This is a genomic window from Shewanella sp. c952, assembly GCF_019654975.1.
Lineage (GTDB): Bacteria > Pseudomonadota > Gammaproteobacteria > Enterobacterales > Shewanellaceae > Shewanella.
Genome location: NZ_BPEW01000020.1, coordinates 36,038 through 54,538 on the forward strand (window position 1 = coordinate 36,038; position 18,501 = coordinate 54,538).

17 protein-coding genes are annotated in these 18,501 nt (G+C 42.9%); 12 read left to right on the forward strand and 5 right to left on the reverse strand.

Annotated elements, in window-relative coordinates:
• Window positions 1–799: 799 nt before the first annotated feature.
• Window positions 800–2,836, reverse strand: a complete 2,037-nt coding sequence (locus tag K5R16_RS13845) for an alkyl/aryl-sulfatase (RefSeq protein WP_220738149.1) — start codon at window positions 2,834–2,836, stop codon at window positions 800–802.
• Between the two features lie 101 nt (window positions 2,837–2,937).
• On the reverse strand, window positions 2,938–3,951 hold the full coding sequence (locus tag K5R16_RS13850; protein WP_220738150.1) for an AraC family transcriptional regulator: 1,014 nt from the start codon (window positions 3,949–3,951) through the stop codon (window positions 2,938–2,940).
• Window positions 3,952–4,102: 151 nt separating this feature from the next.
• Between K5R16_RS13850 and K5R16_RS13855 the strand changes: the two genes are divergently transcribed.
• Window positions 4,103–4,615: a GNAT family N-acetyltransferase gene (locus K5R16_RS13855; protein ID WP_220738151.1), complete on the forward strand. Its 513-nt coding sequence runs from the start codon at window positions 4,103–4,105 to the stop codon at window positions 4,613–4,615.
• Here the strand turns inward: K5R16_RS13855 and K5R16_RS13860 are convergent.
• Window positions 4,612–5,196 carry a TetR/AcrR family transcriptional regulator gene (locus K5R16_RS13860; protein WP_220738152.1) on the reverse strand — a complete coding sequence of 195 codons (585 nt, stop codon included), beginning with the start codon at window positions 5,194–5,196 and terminating at the stop codon, window positions 4,612–4,614. The two genes, K5R16_RS13855 and K5R16_RS13860, sit on opposite strands and share 4 nt — an antisense overlap.
• A gap of 177 nt (window positions 5,197–5,373) precedes the next feature.
• Here K5R16_RS13860 and K5R16_RS13865 point away from each other — a divergent pair, with 177 nt between their 5' ends.
• The 8 genes from K5R16_RS13865 (at window position 5,374) to K5R16_RS13900 (ending at window position 12,800) form a co-directional block, all read left to right on the forward strand.
• The gene (locus K5R16_RS13865; RefSeq protein WP_220738153.1) at window positions 5,374–5,916 is read left to right on the forward strand and encodes a carboxymuconolactone decarboxylase family protein; all 543 of its coding nucleotides are present in this window, start codon (window positions 5,374–5,376) and stop codon (window positions 5,914–5,916) included.
• Between the two features lie 198 nt (window positions 5,917–6,114).
• Window positions 6,115–6,531, forward strand: coding sequence for a GNAT family N-acetyltransferase (locus K5R16_RS13870; RefSeq protein WP_220738154.1), 417 nt, complete (start codon window positions 6,115–6,117; stop codon window positions 6,529–6,531).
• Window positions 6,532–6,928: 397 nt separating this feature from the next.
• A complete protein-coding gene (locus tag K5R16_RS13875) occupies window positions 6,929–7,372 on the forward strand; it encodes a hypothetical protein (RefSeq protein WP_220738155.1) in 444 nt (147 codons plus the stop codon).
• A 218-nt stretch (window positions 7,373–7,590) separates the two neighbouring features.
• Window positions 7,591–8,772 carry an iron-containing alcohol dehydrogenase gene (locus K5R16_RS13880; RefSeq protein ID WP_220738156.1) on the forward strand — a complete coding sequence of 394 codons (1,182 nt, stop codon included), beginning with the start codon at window positions 7,591–7,593 and terminating at the stop codon, window positions 8,770–8,772.
• Window positions 8,773–8,810: 38 nt separating this feature from the next.
• Entirely contained in the window at window positions 8,811–9,215 is a 405-nt protein-coding gene (locus tag K5R16_RS13885) for a tetratricopeptide repeat protein (RefSeq protein WP_220738157.1), read from the forward strand.
• A gap of 52 nt (window positions 9,216–9,267) precedes the next feature.
• Complete coding sequence (locus K5R16_RS13890) at window positions 9,268–11,016, forward strand: arylsulfatase (protein ID WP_220738158.1); 1,749 nt, start codon at window positions 9,268–9,270, stop codon at window positions 11,014–11,016.
• A gap of 66 nt (window positions 11,017–11,082) precedes the next feature.
• Window positions 11,083–12,312: an anaerobic sulfatase maturase gene (locus K5R16_RS13895; RefSeq protein ID WP_220738159.1), complete on the forward strand. Its 1,230-nt coding sequence runs from the start codon at window positions 11,083–11,085 to the stop codon at window positions 12,310–12,312.
• On the forward strand, window positions 12,312–12,800 hold the full coding sequence (locus K5R16_RS13900) for a hypothetical protein (RefSeq protein WP_220738160.1): 489 nt from the start codon (window positions 12,312–12,314) through the stop codon (window positions 12,798–12,800). The genes K5R16_RS13895 and K5R16_RS13900 overlap by 1 nt, the downstream gene beginning before the upstream one ends.
• Before the next feature lie 29 nt (window positions 12,801–12,829).
• Here K5R16_RS13900 and K5R16_RS13905 read toward each other — a convergent pair whose 3' ends face one another.
• Both K5R16_RS13905 and K5R16_RS13910 read right to left on the reverse strand, forming a co-directional pair.
• Window positions 12,830–13,399, reverse strand: coding sequence for a TetR/AcrR family transcriptional regulator (locus K5R16_RS13905; RefSeq protein WP_220738161.1), 570 nt, complete (start codon window positions 13,397–13,399; stop codon window positions 12,830–12,832).
• Between the two features lie 205 nt (window positions 13,400–13,604).
• Window positions 13,605–14,912, reverse strand: a complete 1,308-nt coding sequence (locus K5R16_RS13910; RefSeq protein WP_220738162.1) for an FAD-binding oxidoreductase — start codon at window positions 14,910–14,912, stop codon at window positions 13,605–13,607.
• A gap of 246 nt (window positions 14,913–15,158) precedes the next feature.
• Here K5R16_RS13910 and K5R16_RS13915 point away from each other — a divergent pair, with 246 nt between their 5' ends.
• From K5R16_RS13915 to K5R16_RS13925, 3 genes are all read left to right on the forward strand, one after another.
• Window positions 15,159–15,707: a cupin domain-containing protein gene (locus K5R16_RS13915; protein ID WP_020914162.1), complete on the forward strand. Its 549-nt coding sequence runs from the start codon at window positions 15,159–15,161 to the stop codon at window positions 15,705–15,707.
• 460 nt (window positions 15,708–16,167) lie between these two features.
• The gene (locus tag K5R16_RS13920) at window positions 16,168–16,929 is read left to right on the forward strand and encodes a gamma-glutamyl-gamma-aminobutyrate hydrolase family protein (protein ID WP_220738163.1); all 762 of its coding nucleotides are present in this window, start codon (window positions 16,168–16,170) and stop codon (window positions 16,927–16,929) included.
• Between the two features lie 2 nt (window positions 16,930–16,931).
• Window positions 16,932–18,281 carry a glutamine synthetase family protein gene (locus K5R16_RS13925; protein WP_220738164.1) on the forward strand — a complete coding sequence of 450 codons (1,350 nt, stop codon included), beginning with the start codon at window positions 16,932–16,934 and terminating at the stop codon, window positions 18,279–18,281.
• The last annotated feature ends 220 nt before the right edge of the window (window positions 18,282–18,501 follow it).

The following is an 18,501-nucleotide window of genomic DNA, read 5'->3' on the forward strand; positions in this document are numbered from 1 at the left end:
GGCTATGTTATTGATTTATAGTGGCTGGCTAATAACAGAATGATGAACTTTGTATCTAACTTAGGGGTATTTGTATGCCCTCATATTTTTGATAATTCACGTCCTGTACTATATGTAGTTCATGAAGATAATGAATGGCAATGCTTATGTGGTCAAGATGATCATGATGAACACGGTCATCTTGTTGGGATGGGACATTTGGTCGAGAGAGACTCTACAATTGATACTTTGCATGACTTACCAGATGGTTGGGAAGCAGAGAGACACTCTGTGAATGATAACTGGATCAGAGCTAAATCTTAGATAAGGGCAGGGCTGAGGATCCATTAATAAAGGCTGTGGAGGAATGGATTGAATAAATTTAATTATCTAAGCAAATTTAAGTGGTTTACTTTATTTGTGTTCATTTTGCTAATGACCTTAGTTTTGTCATTTATAACCAGCGAAATTTTTAGCCTATTAATCTTTATTATAGGAGGTACCATCATTATCTTTTTGTCTTTTTATGCTGACAATAATAGATGGGAATGGCCTCCTCGGTGGAAGAAGTAAACAAGCTGTAAATTTGACTTAAAGCCCCTTGTGGGGCTTTATTTTTTGGCTACTTTTAAGCTAACTCCGAGTTGAAGCAGCTGCTTCTAATCCTTTCTCATTATAAGGTCTTGATTGGCAGTTTTATGTTTATATTATCTAAATAAACTCTGCGGAATAGTCAGCCAATTTACTTTGGATCTGATGCTGGCCTCGTTCGGAATGCCTACCGAAAGTGATTGAGTTTTGTGTTTATTACCGCTGACAATTATGGCGTGACGATATTAAATACCCCTTTGGGTTTATCTAGTTTGGAGAAGAAACTGGCTAAATCAATCTTACTACCCTCAATTTCTAACTCATCTGAGAACAACACATCTTTTACGCCAGCATTACCAATAATCAGGTCGATAAACAGTTCGTGACTGATATTAAGCGTGGCATTAGCGGTAGAAGATTTAGGGGCGAGCTTATGGTGCAGCACAGCATTTTTCAGTGTTAGCACATAGTTGTTATCAAGGTCGGTAAAGTAGATATTAAGCTCAAACTCCTCACCAAACGCCTCAGGACCAATCACTCTCGATGCCATTGACTGCATAAAATTCTCGACTGGCGATCGCAGTAAGATCTGTTTCATTGACGCGAGATCGATTCCTTTCTCTGGTGCTCCGTGACGTAGCTCGAATGCCGCGCTCAGGTACACGTCACGCCAAGGTGCTGACTCAGCTTGATATCCAAGTTGGTCATAGCTTGAAGCCAACAACTCTTTAGCGTATCTGTTGCTATCATCTGCCACTACAAGGTGGTTGATGAGCTCTGCCGCCCAGCGATATTCGCCGTCTGCTATGGCGATTTCAGTCTGCTTGATAATATTGTCTGCGCCGCCCATTAAGGCGACATACTTTTCTGCTGAGTCGACTGCTGGTAGCGGATCTAAGTGAACAGGGTTGGCGTCGTACCAACCTAAATAAGCTTGATAAACTGCTTTCGCATTGTGTTTAGCGGTGCCGTAATAACCGCGACTAGAGAAAGTATTTGCCAGCACCGGCGGCATCTCAATCGCTTCGGCTATCTCTGCTGGAGTAAGCCCAGCATTAAGCATGCGCACAGACTGGTCGTGAATATATTTATAGGTATCGCGCTGAGTTTCTAAAAAGTGATTGATTGGCTCTTGCCCCCAAATGGGCCAGTGGTGACTACCAAAATACACTTTGGTATCGCGTTGGGCATTGAGCGCTTTATCAATCGAGTTGCTCCATGTTAGCGCATCGCGAACCTTTGCTCCGCGCAAAGTATACAAGTTGTGCATGTTTTTAGAGACCAGTTCTGCGCCGCAATAAGCCTGTTGCTCAGGTAGGTAAAAAGTAAACTCCGCTGGCGCCTCACTGCCAGAGACTATTTGAAACTCAAATGGCACGCCATCGATGAGCTGTGCTGAGTCATGCTCAATAACAGTAGTGGGGCTTAGAATTCCAAACTGACCAAAAGCGGGCTCTTTACCTAAACCGGAACCAATATGTCCCCTTACTGAGCGAGGAAGTTGTTTGCCATACATGTACATAGCGCGGCGACTCATTGCGGTGCCAGCCATTACATTTTCGCTGGTGGCTTCATGCATAAAGCCAGCGGGTGCGATTATGTCTATCTCATCCAGGGAGCGATTTTTTGGGGTATTATTTTCAAGTAAGCCTAGCGCGCCGCCAAAGTGATCCATGTGGCTATGGGTAAATAAAATGGCGCTAATCGGTCGCTGTCCTAGTTGTTGGTTAAGAAACTCAAATGCAGTTTTGGCTGTTTCAGCGGTGGTTAGTGGGTCAACCACTATCCAGCCTGTTTTGCCTGCAATCACTGTCATATTGGCTAAATCAAAGCCTCGCAGTTGGTAAACGCCTTCGGTGACTTTAAATAGGCCATCAATGTTGTTTAATGTTGCTTGGCGCCAAAGGCTTGGGTTGACGCTGTTTGGGGCTTCTCCAGTAATGAAGTCATATCCAGGTCTATCCCAAATTATCTTTCCCTGCGGGTCAGTAACAACCAATTTTGGCATTTTGGCAATGAAGCCGCGTTTAGCGTCTTTAAAGTCCTGGGTGTCGCTAAAGGGAAGCTTTTCTAACAGCGCTTTATTTGCATCGATGGTGTGGCTACTTGCCGCGGTAAAGCCATCATCATCAGCGCCGCCTTTATCTATATTAGCTTGATTTGGTTGGCATCCTGTTAACAGTATTACGGCTAAACTTCCAGCCAACAACGGCAAAGATATGCCAGAGGTGAAGAGGTAAAAACATCGTGAAGAATGACTTGGCATAATGACTCACAGGCTAGGGAATTAACAATTAACCGTAAGTTATTACAAGTTGGCAACTAGTTAGTTATCATTTCTCGCCAATTTGGCTTATGAATTTGAAATTATCCTCTGGATTGTAGGCGATAATTTAGCGGACTAAGGCCGTTCCACTGGCTAAAGGAGCGGCTAAAATTACTGACACTGCTATAACCTAAGGTGTCAGATAATATGCTAACGGGCATTTGAGTATTGACTAGGTAATGATGGGCTAACTCTTGACGTTTTAACTTCAACAAAGTTCTAAACCCAGTCCCTTCAATTTTGAGGTAACGGCTTAAACTGCGCTCACTGATGTTGTACATTTGCGCAATTTTTAGGGCGGTTGGCTCGCCATTAACCAATAGTGCATGGATCCCTTGGCTGGTTTTCTCTTGCCAGTTTAGCGCATGCATCTTATTAAGATACTGCCTAACAACTTGTTCATTGTGTTGTGCTAAGTGGCGATTTTTACTGATGACGGTTTGCTCAAGCATGGTGCGGTCCATCCACATACAGTTACTTTCTGCAGCCATAGTCACCGGACAGCCAAACATATCTAACCAAGCTTGCTGTGACTTAGGTGCAGCTCTGAGCAGGTCAATTTTACGGACAAAGTGGCTATGACCAATCATCTGTTTACCGTGCAACATCAAGCTTGCGAAAAAGGCATCAATCGCTAGCTCGCTGATTTCAACACCATTCAGTGGAATTATTGTAAACCCTAGTAACTGCGGGGTACGTTGTAAGCTAATCACCGCTGAATTACTCACTAGAGCAGCATAGTCGGGCAAGGTCTCAAAGGCTTGGGCGAGGGTATCACTGCTTAGCATTAGTGCGCCAAGGGCGCGAAAGTTTATTGGGTAAGCATATTGGCCGACGGTAAGCCCAAAAGCCGCAGAGCCAGACGCTTGCTCTGCCGCCTGCCAAAGCAAAGTCATTTTATCAATTGCCACCCGTGAGTCGGGTTCGGCTTCTAGCAGTGATAGAGATAACCCTGCTCGTTTAAATAATGCATCAGCGTCTATATTACTTGCACTGAGAGCCCGGGCAATCGCTAACGACCAAGCGGCAATTGTGCTGTATTTTGCGGTTGTCATAGCTCATGCCCTTTAATGGTTAGCCGATGTTATGTCTTAATCTGTATGGTGATTGTAGCGTTAAAATCTATAAAATTGATATGGTTATAATTCATTCGCTTAGGTAGTCTGGGTGGTGGTAATGGCATAAAAATGGAAAGGTATAGGTGTTATGGCTATAAGGCAGTTAACAGAGCAAGATTGGCGCGAATATAAGCGTTTACGCTTGGCATCTTTACAAGATGCCCCCGACTCATTTGGATCGACTTTTGAAAAAGAGCAGCTGTTCAGTGAAGCGACATGGCGTGCACGTTTAACGCCAGCAGCAGTTACTGCGCAGTTGCCATTAATTGCATCTGTAGATGGCACTGCGGTTGGCTTGGCATTTGGTGTACTGCATAACAGTGGTGATAGCTGCGCTCATGTATATCAAATGTGGGTAGCTAACAGTGCTCGCGGTCGAGGCATTGGTAAGCTGTTGCTGCAAAAAATACTTGATTGGGCTGCACATTTGAATATTGATGAGGTGAACTTGCTGGTGACGGTTGATAACGTTGCGGCTATCACGCTTTACCAAAGGTTAGGTTTTCAAGCCCGGCCAGAACTTGAACCACTTAGAGATGGTTCAAAGATCATGGTGCAGGCGATGGTCTATAAAGTTGGGCCGTTAATCCCTAGTGACTAGAAAGGGTAGTGGTTAAAGATATCGTCTATCATTTCAGCTAATGGCGCGTCTCCATCGCAGGTTCTGCTGTATGTGCGCAGACCTGAGATCTGGATCTGAATATGGCAAGCTAACTTCTTAGCATCTTTATCTTTGCAAATGTCACCTAGATCTTGGGCTTCTATAATGAGTTTTTCAAACTCATGTTCCATCGCTTTCAATGAGTCTTTTGCAGCTTGTAATAGCTCCTGCTGCTCATTGGTTAGTTCAGCAATGGTTTTAGCTAGCATGCACAAAGGGCTTGGCGCGCAAGCTCGCTGTTCAATAATCATTCTTTTCATAAAGGCTTTTAGCGCCTCAATTGGCGAGCTAGCCTCTGCACGAGATTGCGCGAGTTGTTCGATACCAGCTTGGGTATAACTTGCTAAAGCTTCCTTAAATAATCCCTCTTTACTACCGAAAGTCGCGTAAATACTGCCGGGCCGCATATCGATGACATCCTGTAAATTACGCATAGAAGTAGCATGAAAACCTTTCTCCCAATACAAGTCTTTTGCTTTTTCAACAACCTGTTCTCGATTGAATTTTGCATTCTTTGCCATATAGCCATCACACCAATAAAAAGTTTGAACGATTGTTCAATTTTAACTTGAACGATCGTTCAAAGCTAGTTATATTGTTTTTAAAGAAAGCGATGTTGTTTTTTAATCGAGTAATCAGAGTGACGTAGTTGCTCTTGAATTAGTGAATCAAGTAATACTAACTTTAGGAATATCCTCATGAATGACTTTAAATTTCATACCGTTGAATCTGCACCAGCCGAGAGTAAAGCTATTTTAGAAGGCGCTGAGAAACAGATGGGAAGAATACCCGGCTTATATTCAGTGATGGCTGAGTCACCCAATATTTTGCAAGCGTATACGCAGCTGCACCAGCAATTCACCAGTTCGTCTTTTGATGCTGAAGAGCTCACCGTTGTATGGCAAACCATTAACGTAGAACATGAATGCCATTATTGTGTTCCTGCTCATACCGGTATTGCGCACTCAATGAAAGTGGACCCCGCTTTAACTGAGGCGTTGCGTAATCGTCAACCAATGCCAACAGCTAAGCTGCAGGCACTACAAGACTTAACGCTGAGTATGGTACGTAATAGAGGCAATGTTGAGCCCGCAGAGTTAGAGGCATTTTACGCGGCAGGTTACGAACAAAAGCAGGTGCTAGAGATAATCCTAGGCTTATCGCAAAAAGTGATCAGCAACTACGTTAATCATGTAGCCAAGACTCCGGTAGACAAAATGTTCGAGCAGTTTGCTTGGTAGCGGATAGTGGCATAAACAATGTGAGTCAACAGACAAAGCCTGTAGAGAAATCTGCGGGCTTTTCTGGTTATTAGCCAGAGGGGTAATATAGATAGTTTATTTACAACAGTATGTTACAGGTGCTAGCTTATAGTACAAATAAAAAGCACTATGAAAGCGCCTTGCTGTATCTAGCATGGTAAGCCATGAGAAACCATTATGAAAATCGAGGTATTACATTGTGAAGACCGCAGCGTATTTGACGCATTAGTTGCCGGTCTTCGCCAGCATAGAAATGAAAAAATCGGTGATGAGGACACTCAGCCATTGTCCGTTGTCGCCAGAGATGACGCCGGAAAGATTATTGGCGGAGTTACCGGCCGCAGTATTTACAAAAACTTTCTCATTGAAGTGGTGTGGGTCGATAAAGCGGCCCGTGGCAGCGGTCTTGGACGTCAGTTAATGCTACAGGCAGAAGAGCAGGCTAAGCAAAGAGGTTGCCTTGCGGCTCAACTTGATACTTTGTCTTTTCAAGCACCGCAGTTTTATCAAAAGCTAGGTTTTGAAGTTGTAGGAACTGTGCCAGAGTTTGCTGGCAGTCCAGCACGTTATTTTATGCTAAAACGATATGAATAGCTGGTCAGGTTAAGCTATTTAGATGGTATTTTTCAGCTTTATTTTGAGCAAGCTAACAGAGGCTTGGTAGCAAATTGAATCTTCCTGTTAGCTTAATCATTAGTTTTATACTGCAGTACTAAATCAATCGCTAGACTCATCCCCCAGCTATCTAGCTGCAATGATATTGATCTTTAAATACATAAAATCAATATCTTAATCTTACTTTGTACTTTCTGTGAGTTTACCAACTCCAGCAAAAAGCATTGCCATTTCTTGATTTTACAAAAAAAAAGACTAGACCGATCGGTTTGGGGTGGTTACTATGTAACCAAATTAATGGCTGAGAGCGACTCTATGGCCGTTTTAATCGGCTTTAAGCCTTTATTTATAAACGATGACTAGCAGGAGTAACTTTATGTTAGAACGATTTTTTGAAAAGACGATGACCGCTTACTTATTGGTAACAGGGTTTTTGACCGCAACAGCCTTCTCTACCTTTTTAGCTCCAGAATGGAGCATGCAGAATCTGTTTGCTTATGACGAATCCATGATGGTAAATAAGCAATACTTACAAGCAACCTATCAGCACTGGGGAGTGATGGTTGGATCTATCGGTGTACTGCTGATGTTTTCTGCTAAGTATAAGCAACTTCGCACCTCAACCATGATCTATAGTGCATTCGAGAAGTCTTTGTTTGTAGGATTGTTTTTATACAATGTATTTATTAATCAATATGAATGGTTTTATGGCTGGAGTGGTGTATTTGCCCTAGATGCTTTTGTGACCCTCTATTCATTAGTTTATGTTTACTACTATATCAATCGTGACAAATCTAAAGTTGCAGCCCATTTACGTTAATCATTAATAACTGAGTTAACCCCGTTTAGATAAAAAGCCCATAGGATTCTCCCTATGGGCTTTTTACTTTTAACATTGCAGCTTGAGTTGCTATTGAATCCCCCCAGCAAAGATGATCAAAATTTAATCTTATTTTTGATGTTAATTTACCTACTTGTGTAGACCGGTCGGTTTGCTGGTGTTAAAGTTTAACCATATTCACATATGAGGCAGACATCATGGCAACGACAAACTTTAGCTTTAATCTTAAAACTATCATTCATGCACAGGAAAGTGGCATTAACGACCTGCCTGCACTTTTTAGCCGTTTAGGTGCAAAGCGAATCGTACTATTCACCGATAACGGATTAGCATCTTTAGGCTTTGTGGCAAAGTTTGAAGCTATTTTTGCAAATCAGACCGATGTCGGCATTGCAGGGATTTTCGCCGATATAGAGCCAGATGCTGGTTGCGACAATATCAATGCTGCAATTGAATTTACTCGTAGTGTTAATGCTGATGCGATTTTGTCTGTTGGTGGTGGTAGCGTTATTGATGCATCCAAGGGGGTGAAGTATGCGATGCATAAAGGGCTTGATGATATTCGAACTGTGATAGCGGGTGGCGGTCATATGGATGTCTGGCCTAACAATCGCAATATTACAGTGCCTCATATTGCGGTGCCAACGACAGCTGGAACGGGGGCTGAGGCATCACCTATTGCTGTATTTTTTAATGAGCAGGAAAAAATTAAAGCCAGCCTAGTCGCATCTGGTCTTGAAGCAGATATCGCCGTACTCGATCCTGTGCTGACTACCAAGCTGCCAGCAGCTTTAACTCGTTCAACAGCAATGGATGCACTGACACATGCTATAGAAGCCGTAGTTTCTCCATTAAGTAACCCCTTTACCGACGCATATAGCATACAAGCAATTAAGTTGATTACTCATAACCTACCTATCGTGCTTGGACAGCCGGAAAACCTAACGGCTAGAGCTGAGCTTTTACAGGCCAGTACAATGGCTATCTCAGCTTTTTATTCATCATTGGGCGGCATTCCTATCCACAACTGTGCTCACGCATTTGGTGCGATTTGCCATATTCCACACGGCGATGCCAATACAGTGCTTATGCCAATTGTGATTGAAGCGCTGCCAGAGTTCTATTTAGCAAACGCTAAGAAACTTCAGGCAGCTCTCTCATTGCAGGTATCTGACACTGATGAATCTGCTTTAGCTGCAGTTATCGACTTTCTAAAATCTCTGCAGCAAACAACTGCAGCAATGACAAGCTTTGCTGATTGGACGATTGATGCTGTTGCACAAGCAGAGATTGTTGATGCGATCCGTAAAGATATCTGCTTTCAGTTTTACCCTATTACTGACGCTAAGATTGAGCAAATCATTACTGCCGCAATATAGATAAACCGAGAACTTTTCAATTTTATGCGGAGTAAATGATGGCGAATTCCAATATCAAAATGGCAGTCAGCGCAGCATTGTTACTGAGTTCATCACTTGCTGTGAGTGCTAGCCAGATGGATCCACAGAAGCGGTATTCATCATTTGCGGATAGCCATCAAAATGCACTGCTAGGCGACCCGAAAGCTCAAGTAGCTATTGCGCAGATGTACTTAAAAGGAGATGTAATTACAAAGGATGCAAAGCAAGGTGCGCAATGGCTGCAAGTTGCAGCTGACAACGGCGATGCCGAAGCACAAGTACAACTCGCACTGCTGTATGCCAGTGGAACTGGCGTATATAGAGACAAAGCACTTGCTGTTGCTTGGTTAGGAAAAGCAGCCAAGCAGAATAATTCACATGCCCTCGACTTATTACATTGGATGTCACAAGCGGCGCACTAATTATCGACGACTAAATACTGTAATAACTTTAGTTTTACTGAGAGGTAATCGTATGAAAAATTTTAATAAATCTTTGCTGGTAACGGCAATGGCTAGCGCTTCTTGTGGTGTGTATGCAGCAGCTGAAACAGACAAGCCTAATATCTTAATCATTGTTGGTGACGATGTTGGTTTTGCGGATACTGAGCCCTATGGTTCTGAGGTCAACACACCTAACTTAATGGCGCTTGCAGATGAAGGGGTAAAGTTTACTAATTTCCATGCTTCACCAACCTCTTCTGTAACTCGGTCAATGATGTTAACTGGTGCTAATAGCCACGAAGTTGGGTTAGGCACTTTTGATTATGCCGTTTACCCTGATGCTATTGGTAAACCTGGCTATGAAGGCTACCTGACTCGAGGCGGAGTCACAGTGTCGACTTTGCTTAAAAATAGTGGTTATCACACCTATTTGGCGGGTAAGTGGCATTTGGGGCATGAGGATGGATTCTTACCTGATGATCGCGGTTTTGAAGAGAGTTACGGCATTCTTGCAGGCGGTTCAAATCACTTCAACCGTAATATGATGTTTCCTGCTAAAAATGCCAATACTGCCAAAGCACTCCAAAAGGGCGAGATCCCCGTAGTGGAAGAGGAGCCGCTATATCGCAATGGTATGGTGGTTAAAGATCTCTATAAAGGAGAGTACTCCGATCAGGTTTATACCAACGAAATTATCAAGATGATTGATAGAAATAGGGCTGACGGCAAACCGTTTTTTGCCTACGTACCTTTCACTGCAATTCACTTGCCCTTGCAAGCACCAGAAGCGGCCTATCAAGATAAGATTGACTACTACGTAAAACATGGCTGGGACGATATTCGTGAAGATCGTTTCAATAAAATGAAGCTGATGGGCGTGATCCCTAAAGATGCCACTATTTCGGAGCGTAATAGCTTAAGCCGGCCTTGGGATTCGTTATCTGCGCAAGATAAAGCTTGGTACGGTAAAAAAATGGCTGTCGCGATGGGCATGATGGAGCTGCAAGATCAGCAGATAGGTCAGATCACCGATTACCTTAAAGATATAGGCGAATATGACAATACCTATGTTATCTACCTCGCGGACAATGGCCCTGAAGCTGCTGATGTGACGGGGGAAAATATTAGTGATCTTATTCGCACTTGGACAGGGCATCACTTTGATAATTCGACCGAAAATTTAGGTAATGCAAACTCTAGTGTGTCCCTTGGTCCTGAGTGGGCGAGTGCTTCAACTGGCGGACTTTCTTGGTATAAAGCTTATACCGCAGAGGGTGGGATTCGGGTGCCGTTTATTGTTAAACCCGCAAAATCGATGCTAGGAAAAAAAGGAGCATTAGCAGCTGGAACTCAAACAAATAGCATGTCCCAAGTTAAGGACGTCGCGGCAACAGTTCTCGATATTGCAGGGGTCACTCACCCAGGAACCCAATATCAAGGCCGTAAAGTTGCGCCTATGAGTGGTGTCAGTTTACTGCCATTTTTTGAAGGCAAAAACACTGAAGTGCATCATGCTGATAATCCAATACCGTTTGAACTCTTTGGCAGTGGGATCTTGCTAAAAGGTGATTACAAAATTATCCGTATCTCGACGGGTATGGGGGGAGATAGCCAGTGGAATCTGTATAACACTAAGCTCGATCCTGCTGAGCAGAATGATTTAAGCACTGAAATGCCTGAGTTATTTAAACAGATGTTAGCGGACTATAAAGCTTACTCGACTAAGCAGAATATTGTTCCAGTTGATGAGAAGTGGAACCCGTTCGAAAACGTGAAATAAGACCTGAGCTAGCAGCGCTTGATATTAAGTGCTGCAAGTTTGGTTGCTATATTAAGGTGGTCATACATGAATATAATCTCAGCTCCTCAATTTAATGGTAAAGCTCATAGTAAATTTCAAGCACTTGCAAAACCTATTGGTGCGATATGCAATATTGATTGCAGTTATTGTTATTACTTAGGCAAACAACAATTGCTTGGATATTCTGCAAATGATAAGCCCGTTATGACAGATGCAATGCTTGAAAACTACATTAAGCAATATATAGAGGGGCAGAATACTGCCGAGATTATTTTTTCATGGCATGGTGGTGAGCCTACTCTATTAGGCATTGATTACTTTAAGAAGGTGGTTCAGTTTCAAGATAAGTACTGTCCGCCGTACTCAAGGGTTAGTAATGACTTACAAACTAATGGCACCTTGTTAAACAAAGACTGGTGCCAATTCTTTAAAGCTAATGACTTTATAGTGGGGGTGAGTATTGATGGACCTGAAGCATTGCATAATCATCATCGGACCAATAAAGCGGGTCGAGGTACTTTTGATAAAACTATGCGCGGTATTAACTTGCTGCATGAGTATGGGGTTAACTTTGCCACACTTACCTGTGTTAACGACGTCACGAGTTTACAGCCGTTAACGGTTTATCGTTTTCTTCGCGATGAGGTTAAATCACCACAAATACAGTTTATTCCAGTTGTCGATAAAGAGGCAATCTCGACCAATGGCAAGTGGCTTGAACTAGGCCACCAAGCCATTATTCCAGTGCAGGGAAATGTCGCTAAGTGGAGTGTTTTACCTGAGGATTGGGGCACGTTTCTTATCGCAATTTTTGATGAGTGGTACCAACATGACTTTGGTAAAGTGATGGTGCCTTACTTTGAAAACTTTATTGGTGTTTGGATGGGAAATGACAGCACCATGTGCACCTTAAGTGAGTTATGTGGAAAAGGTTTGGCGGTTGAACCTAATGGTGATGTTTATGCTTGCGACCATTATGTTTACCCTGAGTTTAAGTTGGGTAATATCAAGCAAAATAACCTAGCAGAGATGGCATTATCTCAGACTCAGCAACACTTTGGTTTTGCTAAACAGAAGTCATTACCTAAACAATGTCAGCAATGTGACTTTTTGTTTGCATGTCATGGAGAGTGCCCAAAAAACCGCATTGCTAGAAGCATAGATGGCGAGCTTGGTTTGAATTACTTGTGTAGTGGATGGCTGAGTTTCTTTACCCATATCGATCCGATACTGTCTACACTGATTGAACGCAACGGATATGCATTGGAAAGATAATGATTATTGGTAGTGATTCGTATATTGCAATAGCCATGTTAATGGCGTTGCTTAGCTTATGGAAAACCTATTCAGGGCCGGCATTGGCCGGTGCGCTTTCATATAGTTACCCTGAAATGCTGCTGTTTAATGTAATTCCAGCACTGATAGCAGGTTTTAAAGGTTGGTATTATGGGCCGTTGTTTTTTCGAATCTTACCGCAGCGCAGTACACCAGGATTTAGGCCTAAACTGCGTCGATTCCTAGTGATTTGGAAGCGATATGGTCAGCTAGCAATGGCATTTTTGGCACCTGTGCAAGTGGGGATCCCAAGTTATACATTGTTATCTAAAAGACTGAATCAAAGCGCAAGCAAAACTTTTAGCTTATTGTTCGCTTCGATATTGATATGGAGTAGCTTGAGCTACTTTGGCTTTCTCTACCTTGATTTTGAACAGTACATATCAATAGAGAGTTTAATTCCCTTTTACTCAGAGCAAAATTCTTAAAATTGAAAACTGTTTAATTGATAGATCTATTATTTCAGAGCCGTTAGCGTTTCGGTCATAGCGTTGTCTAAAATCGAGCGATTACGTAACATCGCCGTCATTAATGTCGCGCCTAACCATAGGCTAAAGAGTGTACGTGAAAGAGATATAGGATCGGCAATACTAAACTCTCCCGCCTCATTACCCTCTATAAATAGCTCCGCCATACATTGAATAATTTTTTCCACACCGTCAGCCATGGTTAGCTGCATTTTATTGGGCGTGCCAGCCATCTCTCCAGCTAATTTCACCACTAAACACTTTATATGGAAGTCACGGCTTAATTTGGATTCACCCCAAAACTCAAAATAAGCTTCTACACGGGCTTTACGCGACATAGATTCATCGTTAAGAAAAGTCTGTAGTTTGGCTAAGTGTTCTTCAAAATAGTCATTGAGTAATATCTCACCAAAATGTTCTTTCGACTTAAAGTAATGATAGAAAGATCCCTTGGTGCCCTCGGCTTCATTGATTATTTTCATCAATCCCACGCCTGCAAATCCATGTTCATTAATTAGCTTGAAACCAGCATTGAGCATGGCTTGTCGTAGATCTTTCATTACTTTATGCCTGTGACCAAATCTTGATGTAGAGTTTAACGGCTAAACATACCAACCGTCCAGTCTAGTTAGTGTAGAGAGCTGAGTTAAGAAAAGTGACACAGAGAAAGGGTGTTGAACGACGATAAGCATTAGTTATCTGGCTAGCCATAGATGTAAAAGCTAACAGCGGCACAAGCCGCTATTAGCAAAGAGCATTTAGAACTTAAAAAATATCTCTGAATCTATGATACAGCATGCCCATAGCAAGTAACGGCGAACGTAGGTGAGGACCACCTGGGAATGTCATGTGAGGGATCTGTGCAAAAATATCAAACCGTTCAGCTTGAGTGCTAATGGCTTCTGCAATCAGTTTGGCTGCCATATGGGTAGCATTTACGCCGTGGCCTGCATAAGCCTGAGCGTAGAAAATATTTTTCGCATCTGGCAAGCGGCCTATTTGTGGGAGTCGGTTTGCGCCTATTCCTATCATACCGCCCCATTCGTAATCGATACGTACCCCCTTAAGCTGCGGGAATACTTTTTCAAGGTTAGGTCTAAGGGCTGCTTCTATATCTTTTGGGTCTTTACCTGAATAGGTGCACAAACCGCCAAATAGTAGACGGTTATCTTCTGAGAGATGGTAGTAGTCGAGGTCGACTCTGAGATCGGCAAAGGCCATATTCTTTGGAATGATGCTGTCGCATTGCGCTTGGGTTAAAGGTTCCGTGGCAAGTATATAAGTGCCTGCTGGTAGCACTTTGCCACCAATATCACTTTCCAGTTCGTGACCAAGGTAAGCATTACCAGCTAGCACTAAATATTGGCAATTAACTTCACCATGTGCTGTTATCACTTTCGGTTTATCACCTTTAATGATTTTCTCTGCCGCGCTGTACTCAAACATCTTAACGCCTAGGCTGCGGGCAACCTTGGCTTCACCTAATGCTAAATTTAAAGGGTGTAGGTGACCGCTAGCCATATCAACTAACGCGCCTTGATAGAAGTCTGAGCCTATGACTTCACTAACGCGAGACTTGTCGAGCAGGGTCATGTTTTTGCCGTAACCAATCTTGCTCAGGTGCTCAAGATCTGCTTCGAGCTCATGCATATGTTTGGGCTTTATCGCCAAGTCGCAGTAACCCATCTGCAAATTACAATCGATGTTATGCTGTTTGACTCGCTGCCTGACAATATCAACAGCTTCAAAGCCCATCTGCTCGATGCTGTTTACTCCTTCACGGCCGATGATGTTTTCGAACTGTTCAATATTATGACCAATGCCGCGGATAAGCTCTCCGCCATTGCGCCCTGAGGCTCCCCAGCCAATCCTTTTCGCTTCGAGTAGCGCGACAGAAAAGCCTTTTTGCGCGAGTTCTATCGCAGTATTAATGCCACTAAAGCCACCACCTACAACACATACGTCAACATCGATTACCTCTTCCAATCGCGGTGATTGGTGTAGCTCTTTTGCTGTGGCAAAGTAATATGAGGCAGGGTATTGCTCACTATGCACCGGGCTTTTAGTTGACATATTTTCTCCAAACATGTGTTTTTATTGTAAATTGGACTTGGGACAGTATACTCAAGACTGTGTAAATAAATTATTTACAGATGTTCGTTATTTTTAACACGCTTTCCTGTAGAATACAAACACGCCCGATAAAATGAACAGTACTTATTTGATCAAGCTGTACTGCGTTAGAACCGGAACGTGCGTTTTGATTGTTCTGCATGTTGTTGGAGGCATAGAACGACAACTTCAATTAGGGGAAAGAATTTGGATATTGGAGCAAGCCTTAAAACCGTTAGAAAAGAGAAAGGCTTATCACAGCGCGAACTTGCTAAGCGCGCAGGTGTAACTAACAGTACCATCTCGATGATTGAGAAAAATAGCGTTAGTCCGTCAGTGAGTTCTTTGAAAAAAGTACTATCTGGATTACCTATGTCTTTGGTGGAGTTTTTTTCCATTGAAGATGAGACTGTCAGCGAACAGAAGGTGGTTTATCGTAGTGATGAACTTTTGGATATCGGTGATGGTGTTTTGGACTTCAAATTAATTGGACGAGATTTTCCGAATCGCGCCATGTCTGTGATGAGTGAGACTTACCCTCCTGGTGCTGATACAGGCATTGAGATGCTTAAGCACGAAGGGCAAGAAGCTGCGATGGTGATTGAAGGGAAACTCGAGCTCACCGTCGGCGAAGAGGTCTTTGAACTTAACGAAGGTGATAGCTATTACTTTAATAGTGAACTACCTCATCGTTTTCGCAATCCGTTTGATACGCCTTGCCGTATTGTTAGCGCGACCACCCCAGCTAACTTCTAATCGTATAAGAAAACCATTATAAGACCTTACCAGCTAGATACTTATTTAGCTGGTGGCTTTTGGTCGCTTTTTTTACACAAATGTCCAGTGTTCTTTCTAAATCACAGCGTTCCATGTGTAAATAATATAAAGCATGGCGGCGCTATTTGTGTGAAGCGTGTCAACAATGGAAAACATGAGTAAAGCACTCAACTATTGCCTGCTAAAGCCACTGTTTTACTAGTAAAACAAACCATCATACCTTTAAGTTGTTGTAATTTATCATTGTTTGTTTTTAGTTCGATATTATTTACATTCCTAGCTGTTAATCTATTGCCTAGTTTCAAAATTAAGTGTACTGTGTGAAAAAATGAACATTTGAGTGTAATTTGTTCATTATAAAAAAATTCGTAAATCAAGATTAAAAATTACTATAAAAACCATTGAAAAAACTCTGAATACGAAGGATTGAAGGTGTTATATGTCGGAAGTAGGGCTCGCGGTAGTAGGTGTGACGGCATGCAATCAACAGTTAGGTTTGCATCCATTTAACATTGTTGGCGAAAAGTACTTATTAGCTATAGCAGATGCCACTCAAGCTTGGCCTCTGGTTATCCCTTCGCTGGGACATTGCCCTGCAGAAGTCGTGTTATCAAGGCTCGATGGCATTCTGTTTACCGGTTCCCCCTCAAACATTGAACCTCATCATTTTGATGGACCTGCAAGTGCAGCGGGAACGCATCATGACCCTAAGCGAGACGCCACAACTTTACCGTTAATTCATGCCGCTATTAAGGCGGGTGTACCAGTACTTGGTATTTGTCGTGGTTTTCAAGAGATGAACGTTGCCTTTGGTGGCAGTTTGCACCAGAGGTTGCATGAAGTCGGTGGCTTCATTGAGCACCGTGAAGACAAAACCGCACCCGTTGAAGAGCAGTATGGTTTATCCCATGAGGTCAAGATAGAACCTGGGGGACTGCTTCACGATGCATGGGGCCGCAGCTCCGCAGAGGTGAACTCTGTGCACACTCAAGGCGTAGACCGTTTGGGTGTTGGGTTGCGGCCAGAAGCATATGCAAATGATGGATTAATTGAAGCGTTTTCAGTTAAAGACGCAAAGAATTTTGCATTAGGTGTTCAATGGCATCCAGAGTGGAAAGTGTTAGATAACGCTTTTTATACTGCAGTTTTTAAGGCCTTTAATCAGGCATGCCAGCGCCGTGCAGCGAGCAGAGTAAAATAATAATGAAAAAACTAATTAGCTATTTAAAAGACGAAAAGATCACCGAAGTTGAATGTGTTGTTTGTGATATGACCGGTATCGCTCGTGGAAAAATTGCCCCTGTGGGTAAGTTCATTGATGAAAAAGGCATGCGTATGCCAGAAAGCGTGCTGTTGCAGACGGTGACTGGCGATTATGTTGAAGATGAAGCTTATGACGCTTTATTGGATGCTGCAGATATCGATTTTGTTTGTGTGCCTGATGAGAATGCCGTTTATAAACTGCCTTGGACGATTGAAGCTACGGCGCAAGTGATTCACGATACCTACGATAAAATGGGTAATCCGATAGAGCTGTCTCCACGCAACCTACTTAAGAAAGTACTTAAGTTGTATGAAGATAAAGGTTGGAAGCCGGTTGTAGCCCCTGAAATGGAGTTTTATCTTACCCGCATTAATGAAGATCCCGATCAGCCGCTTATTCCGCCTGTTGGTCGCTCAGGTCGTCAAGAGTCTGGGCGTCAGTCCTTCTCAATTGATGCTGCCAATGAGTACGATCCGCTATTTGAAGATATGTATGACTGGTGTGAAATCCAAGGTTTAGATATCGATACCTTGATCCATGAAGAGGGCACAGCGCAAATGGAGATTAACTTCTCCCACGGTGATGCACTGTCGCTTGCTGACCAAGTGTTTGTATTTAAGCGTACTTTGCGTGAAGCGGCGCTGAAGCACAATGTCTGTGCCACCTTTATGGCAAAACCTATCACTAATGAGCCTGGCAGTGCGATGCACTTGCATCAAAGCATTGTTGACATTAAATCAGGAAAAAACATTTTCTCTAACGAAGATGGTAGCAAAGGCCCATTGTTCTACAGCTACATTGGTGGCTTACAGAAGTTCATTCCTGAATTGCTGCCACTTTTCGCGCCAAATGTGAACTCTTTCCGCCGCTTCCTACCAGGCACATCGGCGCCAGTTAATCTGGAATGGGGCGAAGAAAATCGCACCTGTGGTCTGCGTATTCCTGAGTCTTCACCACAAAACCTACGTATTGAGAATCGTATTGCTGGCGCTGATGCCAACAGTTACCTATCGATAGCTGCAAGCTTATTGTGTGGCTATATGGGTATGGTTGAAGATGTTAAACCTATGACGCCAGTTCAAGGGCGAGCTAACGAAACCCGTAGCGGAATATCGCTGCCACTCACCCTTGAAGAAGCGCTGGCTGTTATGGCAGAGAGCTCAGCTTGTCGTGAGTATTTGGGAGAAATCTTTACTAACGGCTATGTGGCCGTTAAACAAGCCGATTTAGAGAACTATCGCCAAGTTATCAGTTCTTGGGAACGTAAATTCCTACTGTTAACCGTTTAGAGCGTGTCGCTACAGTTATCGATTTTGGGGATTGATAGCTGCAGTGGTTTAAAGCAAAAGTTGAGATTTATAAAAAGGAGTCATTCATATAGATAGTGCTATAAAACAAAGCATTATCTATATGAAAGCTGTAAAGCAGTAGCAACTGCCGGTGCGGTTTTTCAGGTGTAGCATTGGTTAACAATAAGAACTAAGTCGATTAATCGGCAAACAATGCAGC